A 17002-nucleotide genomic window follows, 5' to 3' on the forward strand; every position below is an offset into this window, starting at 1 on the left:
CGTGCCCGACGACGCACGAGCACGACAGCGCGCGGGGACCGGGGCCGGTCTGCTCCTGGCCCTGGTCCTCGGGGCGGTGCTGCTCGTCGCCGTCCCCGGCGACGACAGCGGGAAGGATGCCTGCCGCGCCCGTACGGTCGCGTCGTGGACCACGCAGGCGGACGTCACGGACGAGTTCGCACGGTACGGGGACGACGCCTCGCGGGCCGACGACTGGACCGGCGGCGACGGTACGCACTCGGTGCGGCTGCCGGACGGACGGGTGCTCTGGCTGTTCTCGGACACCTACCTCGGCCAGGTGCACCGTCCGCCCAACCCGGCGGGCGAGTCCTACGCCTGGCGGGACACGACGGCCCCGCTGGTGCGCAACTCGGCCGTGGTCATGGAGGACGGGCGTCTGCGGCGCACCCTGCCCGCGCCGCTGTTCGCGGACCCGGCGCCCGGGCAGTGGCGCTGGCCGGTGGCGGCCCGGGTCGAGCCCCGTTCCCCCGGCTCGTCCGAGCAGGTGGTGCGGGTCGTGCTGTGGACGCGTACGACCGGCGCGTACCCCTGGATCTACGGAATTCCCACCGCCACCGAGGTCGCCACGCTGTCGCTGCCCGGGCTGCGGCCGGAGGGCATCACGCGGATCCTCGACCAGCAGGGGGTCCAGGACCCGTCGCGACGGGTCCTCTTCGGTACGACCGCGCTGACTCACGACGACGACTGGACGTACGTCTTCGGGGGTGACGACGCGCGGGCCGCCGCCCGGCCGGCGTCGAACGCGTACGTCGCGCGCGTGCCTCGGGGGCGGCTCGCCGACCCGGCCGCGTGGCGGTACTGGGACGGCGAGCGGTGGAGCATCCCCTCGCACATGCGGCCCGTGCTGGGGGACGGCGGGCGGGGCGGGCGTACCGGGGTGGGCAGCGCGTTCACCGTGGTCCGGGACGGCGGGACGTACGTCCTGTTCACGATGGCGGCCGGGGCCGAGGGGCTGACGACCGTCACCTCGTACTGGGCCTGCTCCCCCACCGGGCCCTGGCACGGGCCGGGCGAGGACTTCAGCCCGCCGCTGCCGGAGCGGCGGGCGGGTGTGGCGGCGTACAACCCGCAGCTCCATCCCGCGATCGGCACGGACGCGACGGGCGGGGACGGGCTGGTGCTGAGCTACGACGTGAACTGGCTGGACGCGGACGGCGGGGTGACGGCGCAGGCGAACCTCAGTCGGAACGTGTCCCTGTACCGACCGAGATTCGTGAGGCTGCGGCTGGGTCCGGGGTGAGGGACGGTTCCGCCGCCTCGGGGTCGCGGGCGCGGCGCTTGGCGATGACCGCGCAGACCATCAGCTGCATCTGGTGGAACAGCATCAGCGGCAGCACGGCCAGCGAGGCCTGGGCGCCGAAGAGCACGCTGGCCATGGGCAGGCCGGACGCCAGGGACTTCTTCGAGCCGGCGAACTGGATGGCGATGCGGTCCTCCCGGCCGAACCGCAGGGCCTTCGAGCCGTACCAGGTCAGCGCGAGCATGATCGCGAGCAGGACGGCTTCGACGGCCAGCAGACCGCCCAGGCGCAGCGGGCTGACCTGGTGCCAGATGCCCTCCACCATGCCCTCGCTGAAGGCCGTGTAGACGACCAGCAGGATCGAGCCGCGGTCGACGAGACCGAGGACCCTCTTGTGGCGTGCGACGAAGCCGCCGATCCAGCGGCGCAGCAGCTGTCCGGCCAGGAACGGCACGAGGAGCTGGAGCACGATCTTGACGAGGGAGTCCGCGGAGAAACCGCCCCCGCTGCCGCCGAGCAGCGCCGCGGCGAGCAGCGGGGTGAGCACGATGCCCACCAGGGAGGAGAAGGAGCCGGCGCAGATCGCAGCGGGCACGTTGCCGCGGGCCATGGAGGTGAAGGCGATCGAGGACTGGACCGTCGAGGGCACGAGGGTGAGGAAGAGCAGCCCGGTGTGGAGCGAGTGGTCCAGGAACACCGGTTCGAGCCCGCGGGTCGCCAGGCCCAGCAGCGGGAACACCACGAACGTGCAGGCCAGGACCGTGAGGTGCAGGCGCCAGTGCCGCACGCCGTCCATCGCCTCGCGGGTGGACAGCCGTGCCCCGTAGAGGAGGAAGAGGAAGGCGATCGCGGCGGTGGAGGCGCCGGACGCGACCTCGGCGCCGGTTCCCCGGGCGGGCAGGAGGGCGGCGAGGCCCACCGTCCCGAGCAGCAGCAGGATGTACGGGTCGATCGGCATCCAGGACGGCCACTTGAGGCGTTTCACGGTGCTCCGTTGCTGAGTCTCGGTTCGCTCAGTCTTCGTCGCGGACATCTTTGTCACTGACTCGGTCTGCAGCTGGGTCGTTCGACGGGGGGTGCGGTGATGCGTGCGATGGCGCGTGCCCTCTCCATCGTCCTCCTCGAGGCCTTGATCGGGAATCCGTCATACCGCTCTGACTGTCATCACGAGACGTGATGACGCGGTAGCCTCGGGCCCGTGTACGACCCTTCGCAGCTGCGTACCTTCCTGGCCGTCGCCCAAACGCTGAGCTTCACGCAGGCGGCCCGGCGGCTCGGGCTGCGCCAGTCCACGGTCAGCCAGCACGTGCGCCGTCTGGAGGCCGGCGCGGGCCGGCAGCTGTTCACCCGCGACACCCACTCCGTGGAGCTGACGGAGGACGGCGAGGCGATGCTCGGGTTCGCGCGCCGGATCCTGGAGGCGCACGAGCAGGCCGCGGCGTTCTTCCGCGGGACGCGGCTGCGCGGCCGGCTGCGGTTCGGTGCCTCGGAGGACTTCGTCCTGACCCGCCTCACCGAGGTCCTGGAGGGTTTCCGCCACGACCATCCGGAGGTCGACCTGGAGCTGACGGTCGAGCTCTCGGGCACCCTGCACGAACAGCTGACCGACGGAAAGCTGGACCTGGTGCTGGCCAAGCGCCGCCCGGAGGACCCGCGCGGCGAGCTGGTCCGGTACGACCGCATGGTCTGGATCGGGGCGGAGCGGCTGCGCCTGGACCCCGACCGGCCGGTCCCGCTGATCGTCTACCCGCCGCCCGGCATCTCGCGGGCCCTCGCCCTGGAGGCGCTGGAGCGCCAGGGCCGGCCGTGGCGCATCGCGTGCACGAGCGGCAGCCTGAACGGTCTGATCGCGGCGGCCCGTGCCGGGCTCGGGGTGATGGCCCACGCGCGGGACCTGATCCCGCCGGGGCTCGTGCGGGTGCCCGACCGGGCGGGCCTGCCGGAGCTGGGCGAGGTGGAGTTCGTGCTGGTCCACGGCAGACGCCACACGGCGGCGCGGGGCGCGGCGGACGCGCTGGCGGCCTCGATCCTGTCGTCCGGCGACCGGCTGCACCGCACCCGCTGAGGGGCCGGCGGGGCGGCGTAAGCGGGTCGTACAGATTCCGTGGAGATTACGGCACCGAAACTTACGGATGAGTAAGGATTCTGTCCCGGCCTTCCCCCTTGTGGCCGGATTTACAGGGTTGACCAGCGCGGACGCCCGACTCGCGGACGGTTCGCCGCCCCTCCCGCGGCGGCTCCGCGTGGGGTAGCTTTCACGGCGCTGCGGAGCACACGAGGAGCGGGATTGAGCGAGTTCACCAACCCTCCCCTGGCGTCGGCACCGCCGGTGGGCGGTCTGGCCGATGCCGTGTTCGAGTATGCCCAGGAGGACCCGCTGCGCGTCGCGCTGGGGCGCAAGGACGAGTCCGGCACCTGGCGGGACGTGACGTCCGCCGAGTTCCGTGACGAGGTCCTGGCACTGGCGAAGGGGCTGCTCGCCCACGGCATCCGGTTCGGCGACCGCGTCGCGATCATGTCCCGTACGCGCTACGAGTGGACCCTCTTCGACTACGCGCTGTGGTCCATCGGCGCGCAGGTCGTGCCGATCTACTCGACCTCCTCGGCCGAGCAGGTCTTCTGGATGCTGCACGACGCGCAGGTGTCGGCCGCGATGGTGGAGCACGAGGACCACGCGATGACCGTCGCCACCGTCATCGACCGGCTGCCGGCGATGCACAAGCTGTGGCAGCTCGACGCGGGCGCCGTGCAGGAGTTGTACGAGGCCGGCGGGCACATCGACGACGAGGTGGTGCACCGGCACCGGCGCGCGGTCACCCCGGAGTCGACGGCGACGATCATCTACACGTCCGGCACCACCGGCCGTCCCAAGGGGTGCGTCCTGTCGCACGCCAACTTCATGTTCGAGACGGACACGGCGATCGGGCGCTGGGAGCCGCTCTTCCACTCCAGGCGCGGTGACGAGGCGGCCACCCTGCTGTTCCTGCCGCTCGCGCATGTCTTCGGCCGGATGGTGCAGGTCGCCGCGGTCCGCGGGAAGGTCAAGTTCGGCCATCAGCCGCAGCTCAGCGCGGCGGCCCTGCTGCCCGACCTGGCCGCGTTCCGGCCGACGTTCTTCCTGGCCGTGCCGTACATCTTCGAGAAGGTCTTCAACGCGGCCCGCCGCAAGGCCGAGAAGGAGGGCAAGGAGGCCCCGTTCGAGAAGGCCGTCGAGGTCGCGGTGCGCTACGCGGACGCGGTGGAGGCGAAGGCGTGGGACACCGGACCCGGCCCGTCGGCCGCGCTGCGCATGCAGCACCAGCTCTTCGACAAACTCGTCTACTCCAAGATCCGGGCCGCGATGGGCGGGCGCGTGCGGCACGCCATGTCCGGCGGCTCCGCGATGGACCGGCGACTCGGCCTGTTCTTCGCGGGCGCCGGTGTGCAGATCTACGAGGGGTACGGGCTCACCGAGTCCACGGCCGCCGCGACCGCCAACCCGCCCGAGCGCACCCGGTACGGGACCGTCGGTCAGCCCATCCCGGGCACGACCGTGCACATCGCGGACGACGGCGAGGTGTGGCTGCGCGGCGACAACGTCTTCCAGGGCTATCTCAACGACACCAAGGCCACCGACGCGGCCCTGCAGGACGGCTGGCTCGCCACCGGCGACCTGGGGTCGCTCGACGAGGACGGCTACCTCACCATCACCGGGCGCAAGAAGGAGATCCTGGTGACCTCCGGCGGAAAGAGCGTCTCGCCGGGGGTCCTGGAGGAGCGGGTGCGCGACCATCCGCTGGTCGCGCAGTGCATCGTCGTCGGCAACGACCGGCCGTACATCGCGGCGCTCGTCACGCTCGACGGGGAGGCCGTCGAGCACTGGCTGCAGATGCGGGGCAAGTCCCGCCTCACCCCCTCGGAGCTGGTGCGCGACCCCGACCTGGAGACCGAGGTGCGACGGGCCGTGGTGGCCGCGAACACCCTGGTCTCGCAGGCCGAGTCGATCCGCACGTTCCGGATACTGGCCCACCAGTTCACCGAGGAACACGGCCTGCTGACGCCTTCCCTGAAGCTCAAGCGCAAGGCGATCGAGAACGCGTACGCGACGGAGGTCGAGGCGCTGTACCGCGCGTGACGCGTTCCCGCACGTCATGCGGCCCCGCACGTCATGCGCTCCCGCGCCCGACGGACGAGGTCGGTGGTTCGGACGGGCCCGGCGGGGGTACTCCTCGGCGCGCCCCCCCTTCGCGCAGCGAACCCACGGAACAGGAATGCACGACGCCTCGTGATCGTTGAGGATGGGGTCATCCGACACACACCGACGACCTAAGGATCAACCGCTCGTGAGCAAGGTCCCCCCGATCATCCTGAACAACGGCGTCGAGATGCCCCAGCTGGGCTTCGGTGTCTGGCAGGTGCCGGACGACGAGGCGGAGCGAGCCGTCGCCACCGCGCTGGAGGCCGGGTACCGCAGCATCGACACCGCCGCGATCTACGGCAACGAAGCGGGCACCGGCAAGGGCCTCGCCTCCTCCGGCGTCGCCCGCGAGGACCTCTTCGTCACCACCAAGCTCTGGAACGCGGAGCAGGGCTACGACTCCACGCTGCGCGCCTTCGACGAGTCCCTGGACAAGCTGGGCCTCGACTACGTCGACCTGTACCTCATCCACTGGCCGGTACCGGCCAAGGACAAGTACATCGACACGTACAAGGCCTTCGAGAAGATCTACGCGGACGGCCGCGCCAAGTCCATCGGTGTCTCCAACTTCCACCCGGAGTACCTGGACAGGCTGATCGACGCGACCTCCGTCGTCCCGGCCGTCAACCAGATCGAGCTGCACCCGCACCTCCAGCAGGCCGCGGTCCGCGCCTACCACGCGGAGAAGGGCATCGCCACCGAGGCCTGGTCCCCGCTGGGCCAGGGCAAGGGCCTCCTGGAGGTCCCGGCGCTCGTGGCCATCGCCCGGAAGCACGGCCGCACGCCGGCCCAGATCGTGCTGCGCTGGCACCTCCAGCTGGGCAACGTGGTGATCCCCAAGTCCGTGACCCCGTCCCGGATCAAGGAGAACATCGACGTCTTCGGCTTCACGCTCGACGACGAGGACATCGCCGCGATCAGCGCCCTGAACGAGGACCGCCGGCTGGGCTCCGACCCGGCGACGGTCAACGACTGACCGGCCGACCGCGCACCGTACGGCCTGACGGAGCCGCCGCCCGATCGACACGGACGGCGGCTCCGTCGCGTTCGCCCGATCCGGCGTACCGGTGCATCGCGGGTGAATCCGGCGGGAAACGTACCGCGACGAATCCACCGGAGGAGCCTCACATGCGCATGCGGACCCCGGCCCTCGCCGCGGTCGGCGGCGGCGCCGCCCTGCTCGCCGCCGCGGCCCTGCCGATCGAGCCGACCGGGTGCTCACAGGTCTCCAGGGGCCGGTACCGCACCGACGCCGGAAAGCGGGCCACCGTCGCCGTGTGCGGCAGGAAGGGCGCGGTCTTGCGGAAGGCCGACCTGGACATCGACTGCGACGGCCAGGTCACCGCCCGGTGCAACCGCCGCACCGATCCGTGGTTCCAGGACCGGACCGCCTTCCCGCAGTCCGACGGCAGGGCGCTGAACTCGCAGAAGCCGCCCTGCATCGTCGCGCCCCCTCCCGGCCGCGTGTGGAACTACGCGGACTCCGGCGTCCGGGGCGGCAGCGTGGCCGCGGTGATCCACCAGGACAGGCTGCGGTACGCGGTGGTCGGGGACACCGGCCCCGCGCACCTCATCGGGGCGGTTCCTGCGCGGCGGCTGAACCCGCTGCGGCGGCCGGTCAGACCGGCTGGCCGGTCGGCCGTACGACCACGGTGTTGATGTCGACCCCGTCCGGCTGCCGGATCGCCCAGACCACCGACTGCGCGATCTGGTCCGCGGTGAGCAGACGGCCGGGCGGCAGGCTGCCGTAGCTGTCCCAGAACGGGGTCTGCGTCCGGCCGGGGGAGATGAGCGTCACGCCCACGCCGTACTCGGTGACCTGGCGGCGGGTGTTCTCGGCGAGCCCGGTGACGGCCCACTTGGTCGCCCCGTAGATGTTGCCGGGGCCGTGGATGTGCCCGGCCACGCTGCCGACGAGCACGATCCGCCCCCGGGTCTCCTTCAGCTGTCCGATCGACGCGCGGACGAGCAGCGCGGGCCCGAGCACGTTGGTCAGCACCATGTCGCGCCAGCCGGCCGGATCGCCCTCGGCGACGGTGTCGTGCGTGGCGTATCCGGCGTTGGCGACCACGGTGTCGAGCCGCCCGAACCTCTCCACCGTCGCCTCGACCGCGGCCCGGACGTGGTCGTAGTCGGCCGCGTCACCCGGAAAGGTCAACAGCCCTTCCGGCTTGCCCAGTTGTTCGGCGAATCCCCGCAGTCGTTCCTCCCCGCGGCCGGTCACCGTGACCCGGTGCCCGGCGTCGAGCAGCTGCCGGGCCACCGCCGCTCCGATGCCGCTGCCGCCGCCGGTGACGAGTGCGACCGGTGAGTCGGTCATGTGGTCCCCCTGTTGACAGTCGTGTGCCCCCACGGACGGACCGTGGGCGACGAAGTGCCCGGAGTCCATCACTTGGAGCACACTCGATGTCAACAGGTGCTGTACGGCGCGCAGTTCAGGGCTTCACCCCGACATGCACCGTCAGCGCGGTCAGTACGAACACGTCCGGCCGGTGGTGCACGCTCACCTTGTCGTCCGGGTCGAGGAGCCGGTCGAGGGTGGCGAGGTCGTCGGCGTCGAGCCCCTCCGCGAGGCCGTCCCGGCGGTGCCGCAGCGAGGTGGCGACGAACGCGCGGGCCTCGTCGGAGACGGGGGCGGGCAGGTCGAGCAGGAAGGTGCGGGTGCCGGTGTGGCGCAGTCCGACCGCGGTCAGCAGGGCCGGCCAGTCCTCGACGTCCTCGGCGACGGCGCCGGGCAGCCCGGCCCGCATCCGGGCGAACCACTCCTCCTGGACCGCGTCCAGCCGGGCCTGCAGACCCGGACGGCCGACGCCGACGACCCGCGGGAGGTACCGCGAGGGCAGGCCGCCCTCCAGCAGGGCGAGGGTCCCGCCCGGCGCGAGCCGGTCGGCGAAACCGGCGAGGGCACCGCGCTGGTCACCGACGTGGTGCAGGGAGCGGCTGGCCCACAGGAGGTCGGCCGGGTACTCCAGGTCGCCGAGCCCGTCACCCAGCTCGGCCTCCAGTGTGCTGAAGCGGTCGCCGAGCCCGAGGCGGCCGGCCCGGGCACCGGCCGCCTCCAGGAGGGGCCCGGCCCCGTCCACGGCGACGACCCGGGCCGTCGGGAACGTATCGGCGAGCAGGCAGGAGATGACGCCGGGACCGCTGCCCGCGTCCACGATCAGTTCCGGATCGGTCCGCAGTTCCTTCAGCCACCCCGCCGCCTGCGCGTAGAGCGGGGTGAACAACTCGGCCTCCTGCTCCAGCAGGGGAAGCATCTCGGCGAAGTCGATGTGGGTGTGACCACCGTGATCGTGATCGTGATCGTGATCGTGCGCCATGGCTGTGAGCCTCTCGTTCGGGTGCGTCCAGCCTGCATCGCACCTCCCGGAAACAGCCACTCGCCTTGCGGAAACGGCAACAGTTCCCCGCGCCCCTTGCCGGGGACGCGGGGAACGGCGCATTCATTCGTCTTTCAGGTGACCGTGCGAGGAGCGAAGGTCACAGAGCCGGATACGCGTTCTTCATGAGCTCCTGGAACTGCGCGGAGAACCAGTGCCCGGACAGCGGCGCGTTCGCCAGCGCACCGGACATGTTGTTGTTGTTCCGCGGGTTGCCGGTGTACGTCGGGTCGCACATCCGGTCGAAGCCCTTGCCCTCGTCGTTGGCGATGGCGGTGCTCGACCCGTCCGACTCACCCGGCGGCTTCATCCACACGTAGGCGTCGATCCCGGCCGCCGGCGCCGCCTGCGGCCGCTCGCCGAGGCCCGCGCCCGACTGGTTGCACCAGTTGCCGAGGTGGATGCGCCGGTCGTAGCGCCCGCCGTCGACGTACGTGTCCACGCTGGTCGTCGGCCCGGCGGCGGTGGGCCGCGCCGTGCCGCCCCACCCGTTGCGGGAGGTGTCGATCAGCATGCCGATCCCGGAGGGGAAGCCGATGGAGACCAGCTGGTTGCGCATGGCCTGCGCGTACGACTGCTCGTCGACGTACCGGTTCCAGTCGATCCACTTCGACGTACGGACCGAGGCCCCGTTCACCGAGTCGTTGACCGTGAAGTACGCCTCCTTCGTGGCGCTGTAGTTGGCGGTGTTCACGATGAAGCCGTGCACGTCCGCGACGGTCGCGCCCTCGGCGGAGGCGGCCTCCTTGAAGAGCGCGGCGGACGGCGCGAAGTTGTCGTCCCAGCCGAGCCAGCCGTGGTGTCCGGCGTCCACGTAGTTGTAGACGTTGGGCACGTCGCCGAGCTTGTTCAGCGCGTAGCCGACGCCCTTGACGTAGTTGCCGTTCGCCTTCATCGTGTCGCAGTTGGGCGTGGCGGTGGCCCGCGGCGAGACGTTGGTGACGAGGTTCGGCAGCGAGTCGATCTCGACGGTGGTGACGATGCGCAGACCCGCGTACTTGGTGTCCTTGAGGATCGCCGCGATCGGGTCGATGTACTGGGTCTTGTACTTGTCGATCTCCGTCGGGCCGAGCTCGCCGTTGGACGCCAGTGCGGCGCAGTCACGGCCGGGCAGATTGTAGATCACCAGCTGGACGACCAGCTGGTCCGAGCCCTTCTGGGCCAGCGCCGCGTCCAGGTGGGCGCGCAGACCCATGCCGCCGTTCACGCCGTTGATCGCGGCGATCCGGTCGAGCCACACGCCGGTGGGCTGGTTGGCGATCCGGCTGCCGCCGGTCTCGGCCGCGGCCTTCGCCTTCCACTCCGGGTTCACGTACACCTTGGCGCCGGCGTACGGGTTGTCCACCCTGCTGCCCGTTCCAGGGTCGGTGGGATCGGTGGGGTCGGTGGGGTCGGTGCCTCCGTCGACGTTGCAGGTCACTCCGTCGAGGGTGAAGGCGGTGGGCAGCGCGTTGGTGCCGCTGTAGGTGCCGTTGAAGCCGAAACTGACCGAGGCGCCGGTCCCCAGCGTGCCGTTGTAGCCCTCGTTGGCGGCGGTGACCGCGGCCCCGCTCTGGCTGAACTTCGCGTTCCAGCCACTGGCGACCTTCTGGTTCCCGGCGTACGACCACTTCACGGCCCAGCTCGACTTGGCCGCGCTGTTGTTGGTGACCGTCACCGAGGTGGTGAAGCCGGTGTCCCACTGGTTCTGCACCTTGTACTCCACGGTGCAGGGGACGGCGGCGACCGCGCCGGCGTCCGGGGGGATCGCCGCGACGGCGGCGCCCGCGGTCCCGGCGACCAGCGCCAGGGCAGCGAGGAATGCGGTTCTGGTACGGCTCATGTGCACGATGTCCTATCCGTCGAGGGCGCGCAGAGCACACGCGGCCCGATGCCGAACGACGTGGGTGTGCCGTCGTGAGGAGGTTCAGGACCGGCCGGGAGGTGGTGCTGTCCCAGGTGTTCCGGAGCCGGTCCGGGCGAAGAGAGGCGCACGTCGAAGCACGTCATGACGCGGCCGGTGAAGGAGTACGGCGGCGCCGGCCACGGAAAGAGGTGAACGCGGGGGGTGTCGCATGAGCGGACTCCTTGCAGTTCGGTCGCGCCGTGACGGACGCGTCGACTGGTGGAACCGCTCCCACTGGTGCGGACGAAGGTAGCGCCAAGTGGTGAGGAGCGACAGAGGGGCCGCACTGTTGATCTATCGAATCATTTCGACTCTTCAAGCACCTTGACCCCCCGCACCCCTCTCCCCAGTATGGGAGCGCTCCCACTGGTTCAAGGCTTGTTGCCCCTCCCCCGTCTCCGAGCCGCAAGGAGAGGAACCAGAACATGGCACCCAGACACAACCGCCGTGCGCGGCGGATGTGGACCGCCGTGGTGGCGGCCCTCGCGCTTCCGCTGGCCATGCTGACGACCGGTACAACTCCTGCACAGGCGGCGGCTGTTCAGTGCAGCGTCGACTACAGGACGAACGACTGGGGTTCCGGTTTCACCGCCGAGCTCACTCTCACCAACCGCGGCGCGGAGGCGATCAGCGGCTGGACCCTGACCTATGCCTATGCGGGCAACCAGCAGCTCAGCAGCGGCTGGAGCGGCACCTGGTCGCAGTCGGGCAAGACGGTCACGGCACGGAACGCGTCCTGGAACGGGACGATCGCGGCCGGCGCCGCTGTGACGACCGGCGCCCAGTTCACGTACAGCGGCACCAACGCCGCACCCGCCTCGTTCGCGATCAACGGCACGACCTGCGCCGGCGCCCACCAGCCGCCGATCACGGTGCTGACCAGCCCCGCCGCGGGCGCCGTCTACTCGCAGGGCACCGCGGTCCCGCTGGCCGCGACCGCCGCGGCGGCGGACGGCGCGACGGTGAGCAAGGTCGAGTTCTACGACGACACGACCCTGCTGGGCACCGACACCAGCTCGCCCTACTCGCTCTCGGCCACCGGCTTGACCGTGGGCAGTCATTCGCTGCTCGCGAAGGCGTACGACAGCCTGGGCGCGTCGGCGGAGTCCACCCCGGTCGGCATCACGGTCGCCTCGGGTCCCGCCGTGGTGGTGTCGCCGACGCAACTCGGCGTCCAGCAGGGCAAGGCGGGCACGTACGACGTGAAGCTCTCCACCCAGCCGTCGGCGAACGTGACCGTGGCGACCGCTCGCGCGAGCGGCAACACGGGGCTGTCCGTCACCGGCGGGGCATCGCTCACCTTCACCTCCTCGAACTGGAACACGGCGCAGAAGGTGACCGTCACGGCCGCCGCCTCCGGCACCGGTTCGGCCGTCTTCGAGTCGACGGCCACCGGGCACGCCAAGGCCGCGGTCACCGTCACGCAGCTGGCCGCGTCGAAGGAGTACGACGCCCGCTTCCTGGATCTCTACGGGAAGATCACCAATCCGGCGAACGGCTACTTCTCGCCGGAGGGCATCCCGTACCACTCGGTGGAGACACTGATCGTCGAGGCGCCCGACCACGGCCATGAGACGACCTCGGAGGCGTACAGCTACCTGCTGTGGCTGCAGGCCATGTACGGCAAGGTGACGGGCGACTGGACGAAGTTCAACGGCGCCTGGGACATCATGGAGAAGTTCATGATCCCCACCCACGCCGACCAGCCGACCAACTCCTTCTACAACGCCTCGAAGCCGGCCACGTACGCGCCCGAGCTGGACACTCCGAACGAGTATCCGTCGCAGCTCGACTCGGGTGTCTCCGTCGGCCCGGACCCGATCGCCGCCGAGCTGAAGAGCGCGTACGGCACGGACGACGTGTACGGCATGCACTGGCTGCAGGACGTGGACAACGTCTACGGCTACGGCAACGCGCCGGGCAAGTGCGAGGCGGGTCCGGCCGACACCGGGCCGTCCTACATCAACACCTTCCAGCGCGGTGTGCAGGAGTCGGTGTGGGAGACGGTGCCGCAGCCGACCTGCGACGCCTTCAAGTACGGCGGCACCAACGGCTACCTGGACCTGTTCACCAAGGACGCCTCGTACGCCAAGCAGTGGAAGTTCACCAACGCCCCCGACGCCGACGCGCGTGCCGTGCAGGCCGCGTACTGGGCGGACGTCTGGGCCGAGGCGCAGGGCAAGGGTTCCGAGGTGTCGGCGACCGTCGGCAAGGCCGCCAAGATGGGCGACTACCTCCGCTACTCGATGTACGACAAGTACTTCAAGAAGATCGGCAACTGCGTGGGGCCGACGACCTGCCCGGCGGGCACCGGCAAGGACTCCTCGCACTACCTGCTGAACTGGTACTACGCGTGGGGCGGCGCCACCGACGCCTCGGCCGGCTGGGCCTGGCGCATCGGCTCCAGCCACACGCACGGCGGCTACCAGAACCCCCTGGCCGCCTACGCGCTCAGTTCGTACGCCGACCTGAAGCCCAAGTCGGCGACAGGACAGGCGGACTGGGCCAAGTCCCTGGACCGGCAGCTGGAGTTCTACCGCTGGCTGCAGTCCAGTGAGGGGGCCATCGCGGGCGGCGCGACCAACAGCTGGCAGGGCCGTTACGCGACGCCGCCGTCCGGGACGCCGACCTTCTACGGCATGTTCTACGACGAGAAGCCCGTCTACCACGACCCGCCGTCCAACCAGTGGTTCGGCTTCCAGGCGTGGTCGATGGAGCGGGTCGCCGAGTACTACCAGCAGACGGGTGACGCGGACGCCAAGCTCGTCCTCGACAAGTGGGTCGACTGGGCGCTGTCGAAGACCACGGTCAACCCGGACGGCTCCTTCCGGATCCCCAACACGCTCCAGTGGTCGGGCAAGCCCGACACCTGGAACGCGTCGACTCCCGGTGCCAACACGGGACTTCACGTCACCGTGGCCGACTACACGAACGACGTCGGGGTGGCGGCCGCGTACGCCAAGACCCTGACGTACTACGCCGACCGGTCCGGGGACACCGAGGCGGGGACCACGGCGAAGGCGCTGCTGGACGGCATGTGGACGAACGACCAGGACGCGCTGGGCGTCGCCGTCCCGGAGACCCGCTCCGACTACAACCGCTTCGACGACGCCGTGTACGTCCCGAGCGGCTGGTCCGGCACGATGCCGAACGGGGACGCCGTCAACGCGTCGTCGACGTTCGACTCGATCCGGTCGTTCTACGAGGACGACCCCGCCTGGTCGAAGATCGAGTCGTACCTGGCGGGCGGGGCCGCGCCCTCCTTCACGTACCACCGGTTCTGGGCCCAGGCGGACATCGCGCTCGCCATGGGCGCGTACGCGGAGCTTCTCGAATAGCCCCCGCATGTCGCTCCGCGGGAAGGTCGGTACGTCGGCTGCGGCTTGGTCGTGGCTGGTCGCGCAGTTCCTCGCGCCCCTAACAGAGACGGGGCTCGGGCAGTGACAGCACGTGCCGTGGGCGGTCCCCACCCGCACTGGGGGCCGCCCGGCCTTTCGCGTCTCCCCCCACTACCTCCCCCCCCACGCAAGGAGAGGGTCACCGTGCGAAGAACCCCCGTCCTGACCGCCGTGCTCGGGCTCGCCGCCGGGCTGCTGGCCGGTACGCCGCCCGCACTGGCCGCGCAGGCCGCACAGCCCGCCGTCGGGAAGGCGGCTCCGGCGGCGGCCGTCGCCGCCGACACGTACACCTGGAAGAACGCCCGCATCGACGGGGGCGGCTTCGTGCCCGGCATCGTGTTCAACCGGTCCGAGAAGAACCTCGCCTACGCCCGCACCGACATCGGCGGTGCCTACCGCTGGCAGCAGGCGTCGAAGAGCTGGACGCCGCTGCTCGACTCGGTCGGCTGGGACCGCTGGGGGCACACCGGGGTGGTGAGCCTCGCCTCCGACCCGGTGGCGCCCAGCAAGGTGTACGCCGCCGTCGGCACGTACACGAACAGCTGGGACCCCGGCAACGGGGCCGTGCTGAGGTCCGCCGACCGGGGCGCGACCTGGCAGAAGGCCGACCTGCCGTTCAAGCTGGGCGGCAACATGCCGGGGCGCGGCATGGGTGAGCGGCTCGCGGTCGACCCGCACAGGAACAGCGTCCTGTACCTGGGCGCGCCGAGCGGCAAGGGGCTGTGGCGGTCCACGGACTCGGGGGCCTCCTGGTCGCAGGTGACGAGCTTCCCCAACGCCGGGAACTACGTGCAGGATCCGACCGACACGAGCGGGTACACCTCCGACAACCAGGGCATCGCCTGGGTCACCTTCGACGAGTCGACCGCCACCGGCACGGACGCCACCCGCGTCGTCTATGTCGGGGTCGCCGACAAGGACAACGCGGTCTACCGCTCGACCGACGCGGGCGTGACCTGGTCGCGGCTGGCCGGGCAGCCCACCGGACACCTGGCCCACAAGGGCGTCCTGGACGCGCGGAACGGCTACCTGTACCTCGCGTACAGCGACAAGGGAGGACCGTACGACGGCGGCAAGGGCCGGCTGTGGCGGTACGCGACGGCGACCGGCGCCTGGACGGACATCAGCCCGGTCGCGGAGGCCGACACCTACTACGGCTTCAGCGGGCTGACGGTCGACCGGCAGAAGCCGGGGACGGTGATGGCGACGGCGTACAGCTCCTGGTGGCCGGACACGCAGATCTTCCGCTCGACCGACAGCGGCGGCACCTGGACGAAGGCCTGGGACTACACGTCGTACCCCGACCGCTCGAACCGCTACACCATGGACGTGTCGTCCTCGCCCTGGCTGACGTGGGGCGCGAATCCGTCGCCGCCGGAGCAGACGCCCAAACTGGGCTGGATGACCGAGGCGTTGGAGATCGATCCGTTCGACTCGGCCCGGATGATGTACGGGACGGGTGCGACGGTCTACGGGACGGAGAACCTCGGCCAGTGGGACAGCGGCGGCCAGTTCACCATCAAGCCGATGGTGCAGGGGCTGGAGGAGACGGCGGTCAACGACCTGGCCGCTCCCCCGTCCGGCGGCGCCCAACTCCTGAGCGCCCTCGGTGACATCGGCGGCTTCCGGCACACGGACCTCACCAAGGTCCCCTCGATGATGTTCACCTCGCCGAACTTCACCACCACGACGAGCCTCGACTTCGCGGAGTCGAACCCGGGCGTCGTGGTGCGGGCCGGCAATCTGGACTCGGGGCCGCACGTGGCGTTCTCGACGGACAACGGCGCCAACTGGTTCGCGGGCACCGACCCTTCGGGCGTGAGCGGCGGCGGCACGGTCGCCTCGGCCTCCGACGGAAGCCGGTTCGTGTGGAGTCCGGAGGGCGCGGGTGTGCACTACGCGACCGGGTTCGGCACGTCCTGGTCGGCGTCGAGCGGCATCCCGGCCGGCGCGGTCGTGGAGTCGGACCGGGTCGACCCGAAGACCTTCTACGGCTTCAAGTCGGGCAAGTTCTACGTGAGTTCGGACGGCGGGGCGACCTTCACCGCCTCCTCCGCGACCGGACTGCCGAGCGGCGACAGCGTCCGCTTCAAGGCGCTGCCCGGCACGAAGGGTGACGTCTGGCTCGCGGGCGGGGCGAGCGACGGCGCGTACGGGCTGTGGCACTCCGCGGACTCCGGCGCGACCTTCACCAAGCTGCCGGGCGTCGAGCAGGCCGACACGATCGGCTTCGGCAAGGCGGCGGCCGGCGCCTCGTACCAGACGCTCTACACGAGCGCGAAGATCGGCGGCGTACGCGGGATCTTCCGCTCCACGGACAAGGGCGCGACCTGGACCCGTATCAACGACGACGCCCACCAGTGGGGCTGGACGGGTGCGGCCATCACCGGCGACCCGCGCGTCTACGGGCGCGTGTACGTGTCGACGAACGGGCGCGGGGTCGTCTACGGCGACTCGTCCGGCACCGGCGGCGGGGACGGCGGCGGCGGTACGGACCCGACGCCGACCGGTGCCTGCGCGGTCACGTACAAGATCACGAACCAGTGGTCGGGCGGCTTCCAGGCGGACGTCCGGCTGACCAACACCGGCTCGGCCGCCTGGACGGGCTGGGCGCTCACCTGGTCCTTCGCCGACGGCCAGAGCGTCACCCAGGCGTGGAACGCCGAGCCCACGCAGTCCGGAGCGGCGGTCACGGCGAAGAACGTGAACTGGAACGCGAACGTGGCGGCGGGCTCGTCCGTGAGCTTCGGTTTCACGGGCAGCTGGTCCGGCGCGAACGGAAAACCGACGGCGTTCCAGCGGGCGGACCAGTCCTGCTCGGTGACCTGACACACCCGGGCCGGACGAACGGGAGGGCGCGGGCCGCATGGGGCCCGCGCCCTCCTCGATGCGTCCGACGGC

11 protein-coding genes are annotated in these 17002 nt (G+C 70.9%); 7 read left to right on the plus strand and 4 right to left on the minus strand.

What is annotated here, in order from left to right; all coding sequences use genetic code 11:
* The first annotated feature begins 1 nt into the window (after position 1).
* A complete protein-coding gene (locus tag QFZ75_RS07420; RefSeq protein WP_307534863.1) occupies positions 2 to 1261 on the plus strand; it encodes a DUF4185 domain-containing protein in 1260 nt (419 codons plus the stop codon).
* Here the strand turns inward: QFZ75_RS07420 and QFZ75_RS07425 are convergent.
* Complete coding sequence (locus QFZ75_RS07425) at positions 1200 to 2219, minus strand: bile acid:sodium symporter family protein (RefSeq protein WP_307544276.1); 1020 nt, start codon at positions 2217 to 2219, stop codon at positions 1200 to 1202. The genes QFZ75_RS07420 and QFZ75_RS07425 overlap by 62 nt on opposite strands.
* A gap of 240 nt (positions 2220 to 2459) precedes the next feature.
* On the opposite strand from QFZ75_RS07425, the gene QFZ75_RS07430 reads away from it, so the two are divergent.
* The 4 genes from QFZ75_RS07430 (at position 2460) to QFZ75_RS07445 (ending at position 7097) form a co-directional block, all read left to right on the plus strand.
* Positions 2460 to 3326: a LysR substrate-binding domain-containing protein gene (locus tag QFZ75_RS07430; RefSeq protein ID WP_307534865.1), complete on the plus strand. Its 867-nt coding sequence runs from the start codon at positions 2460 to 2462 to the stop codon at positions 3324 to 3326.
* Positions 3327 to 3548: 222 nt separating this feature from the next.
* Positions 3549 to 5375 (plus strand): long-chain fatty acid--CoA ligase, encoded by a 1827-nt coding sequence (locus QFZ75_RS07435; protein ID WP_307534867.1) that lies wholly within the window; start codon positions 3549 to 3551, stop codon positions 5373 to 5375.
* A gap of 250 nt (positions 5376 to 5625) precedes the next feature.
* On the plus strand, positions 5626 to 6414 hold the full coding sequence (locus tag QFZ75_RS07440) for an aldo/keto reductase (RefSeq protein WP_373466029.1): 789 nt from the start codon (positions 5626 to 5628) through the stop codon (positions 6412 to 6414).
* 152 nt (positions 6415 to 6566) lie between these two features.
* Positions 6567 to 7097: a glycoside hydrolase family 75 protein gene (locus tag QFZ75_RS07445; protein WP_307534870.1), complete on the plus strand. Its 531-nt coding sequence runs from the start codon at positions 6567 to 6569 to the stop codon at positions 7095 to 7097.
* Here QFZ75_RS07445 and QFZ75_RS07450 read toward each other — a convergent pair.
* From QFZ75_RS07450 to QFZ75_RS07460, 3 genes are all read right to left on the minus strand, one after another.
* A complete protein-coding gene (locus QFZ75_RS07450) occupies positions 7057 to 7758 on the minus strand; it encodes an SDR family oxidoreductase (protein WP_307534871.1) in 702 nt (233 codons plus the stop codon). The two genes, QFZ75_RS07445 and QFZ75_RS07450, sit on opposite strands and share 41 nt — an antisense overlap.
* A gap of 115 nt (positions 7759 to 7873) precedes the next feature.
* Positions 7874 to 8758, minus strand: coding sequence for a trans-aconitate 2-methyltransferase (locus QFZ75_RS07455; RefSeq protein ID WP_307534873.1), 885 nt, complete (start codon positions 8756 to 8758; stop codon positions 7874 to 7876).
* A gap of 160 nt (positions 8759 to 8918) precedes the next feature.
* Positions 8919 to 10640, minus strand: a complete 1722-nt coding sequence (locus QFZ75_RS07460; RefSeq protein ID WP_307534875.1) for a glycoside hydrolase family 6 protein — start codon at positions 10638 to 10640, stop codon at positions 8919 to 8921.
* Positions 10641 to 11128: 488 nt separating this feature from the next.
* On the opposite strand from QFZ75_RS07460, the gene QFZ75_RS07465 reads away from it, so the two are divergent.
* Together QFZ75_RS07465 and QFZ75_RS07470 are read left to right on the plus strand one after the other, a co-directional pair.
* Positions 11129 to 14041 (plus strand): glycoside hydrolase family 48 protein, encoded by a 2913-nt coding sequence (locus tag QFZ75_RS07465; RefSeq protein WP_307534876.1) that lies wholly within the window; start codon positions 11129 to 11131, stop codon positions 14039 to 14041.
* 204 nt (positions 14042 to 14245) lie between these two features.
* Complete coding sequence (locus QFZ75_RS07470; protein WP_307534877.1) at positions 14246 to 16930, plus strand: cellulose binding domain-containing protein; 2685 nt, start codon at positions 14246 to 14248, stop codon at positions 16928 to 16930.
* Positions 16931 to 17002: the final 72 nt, after the last annotated feature.

This window comes from Streptomyces sp. V3I8 (genome assembly GCF_030817535.1).
Lineage (GTDB): Bacteria > Actinomycetota > Actinomycetes > Streptomycetales > Streptomycetaceae > Streptomyces.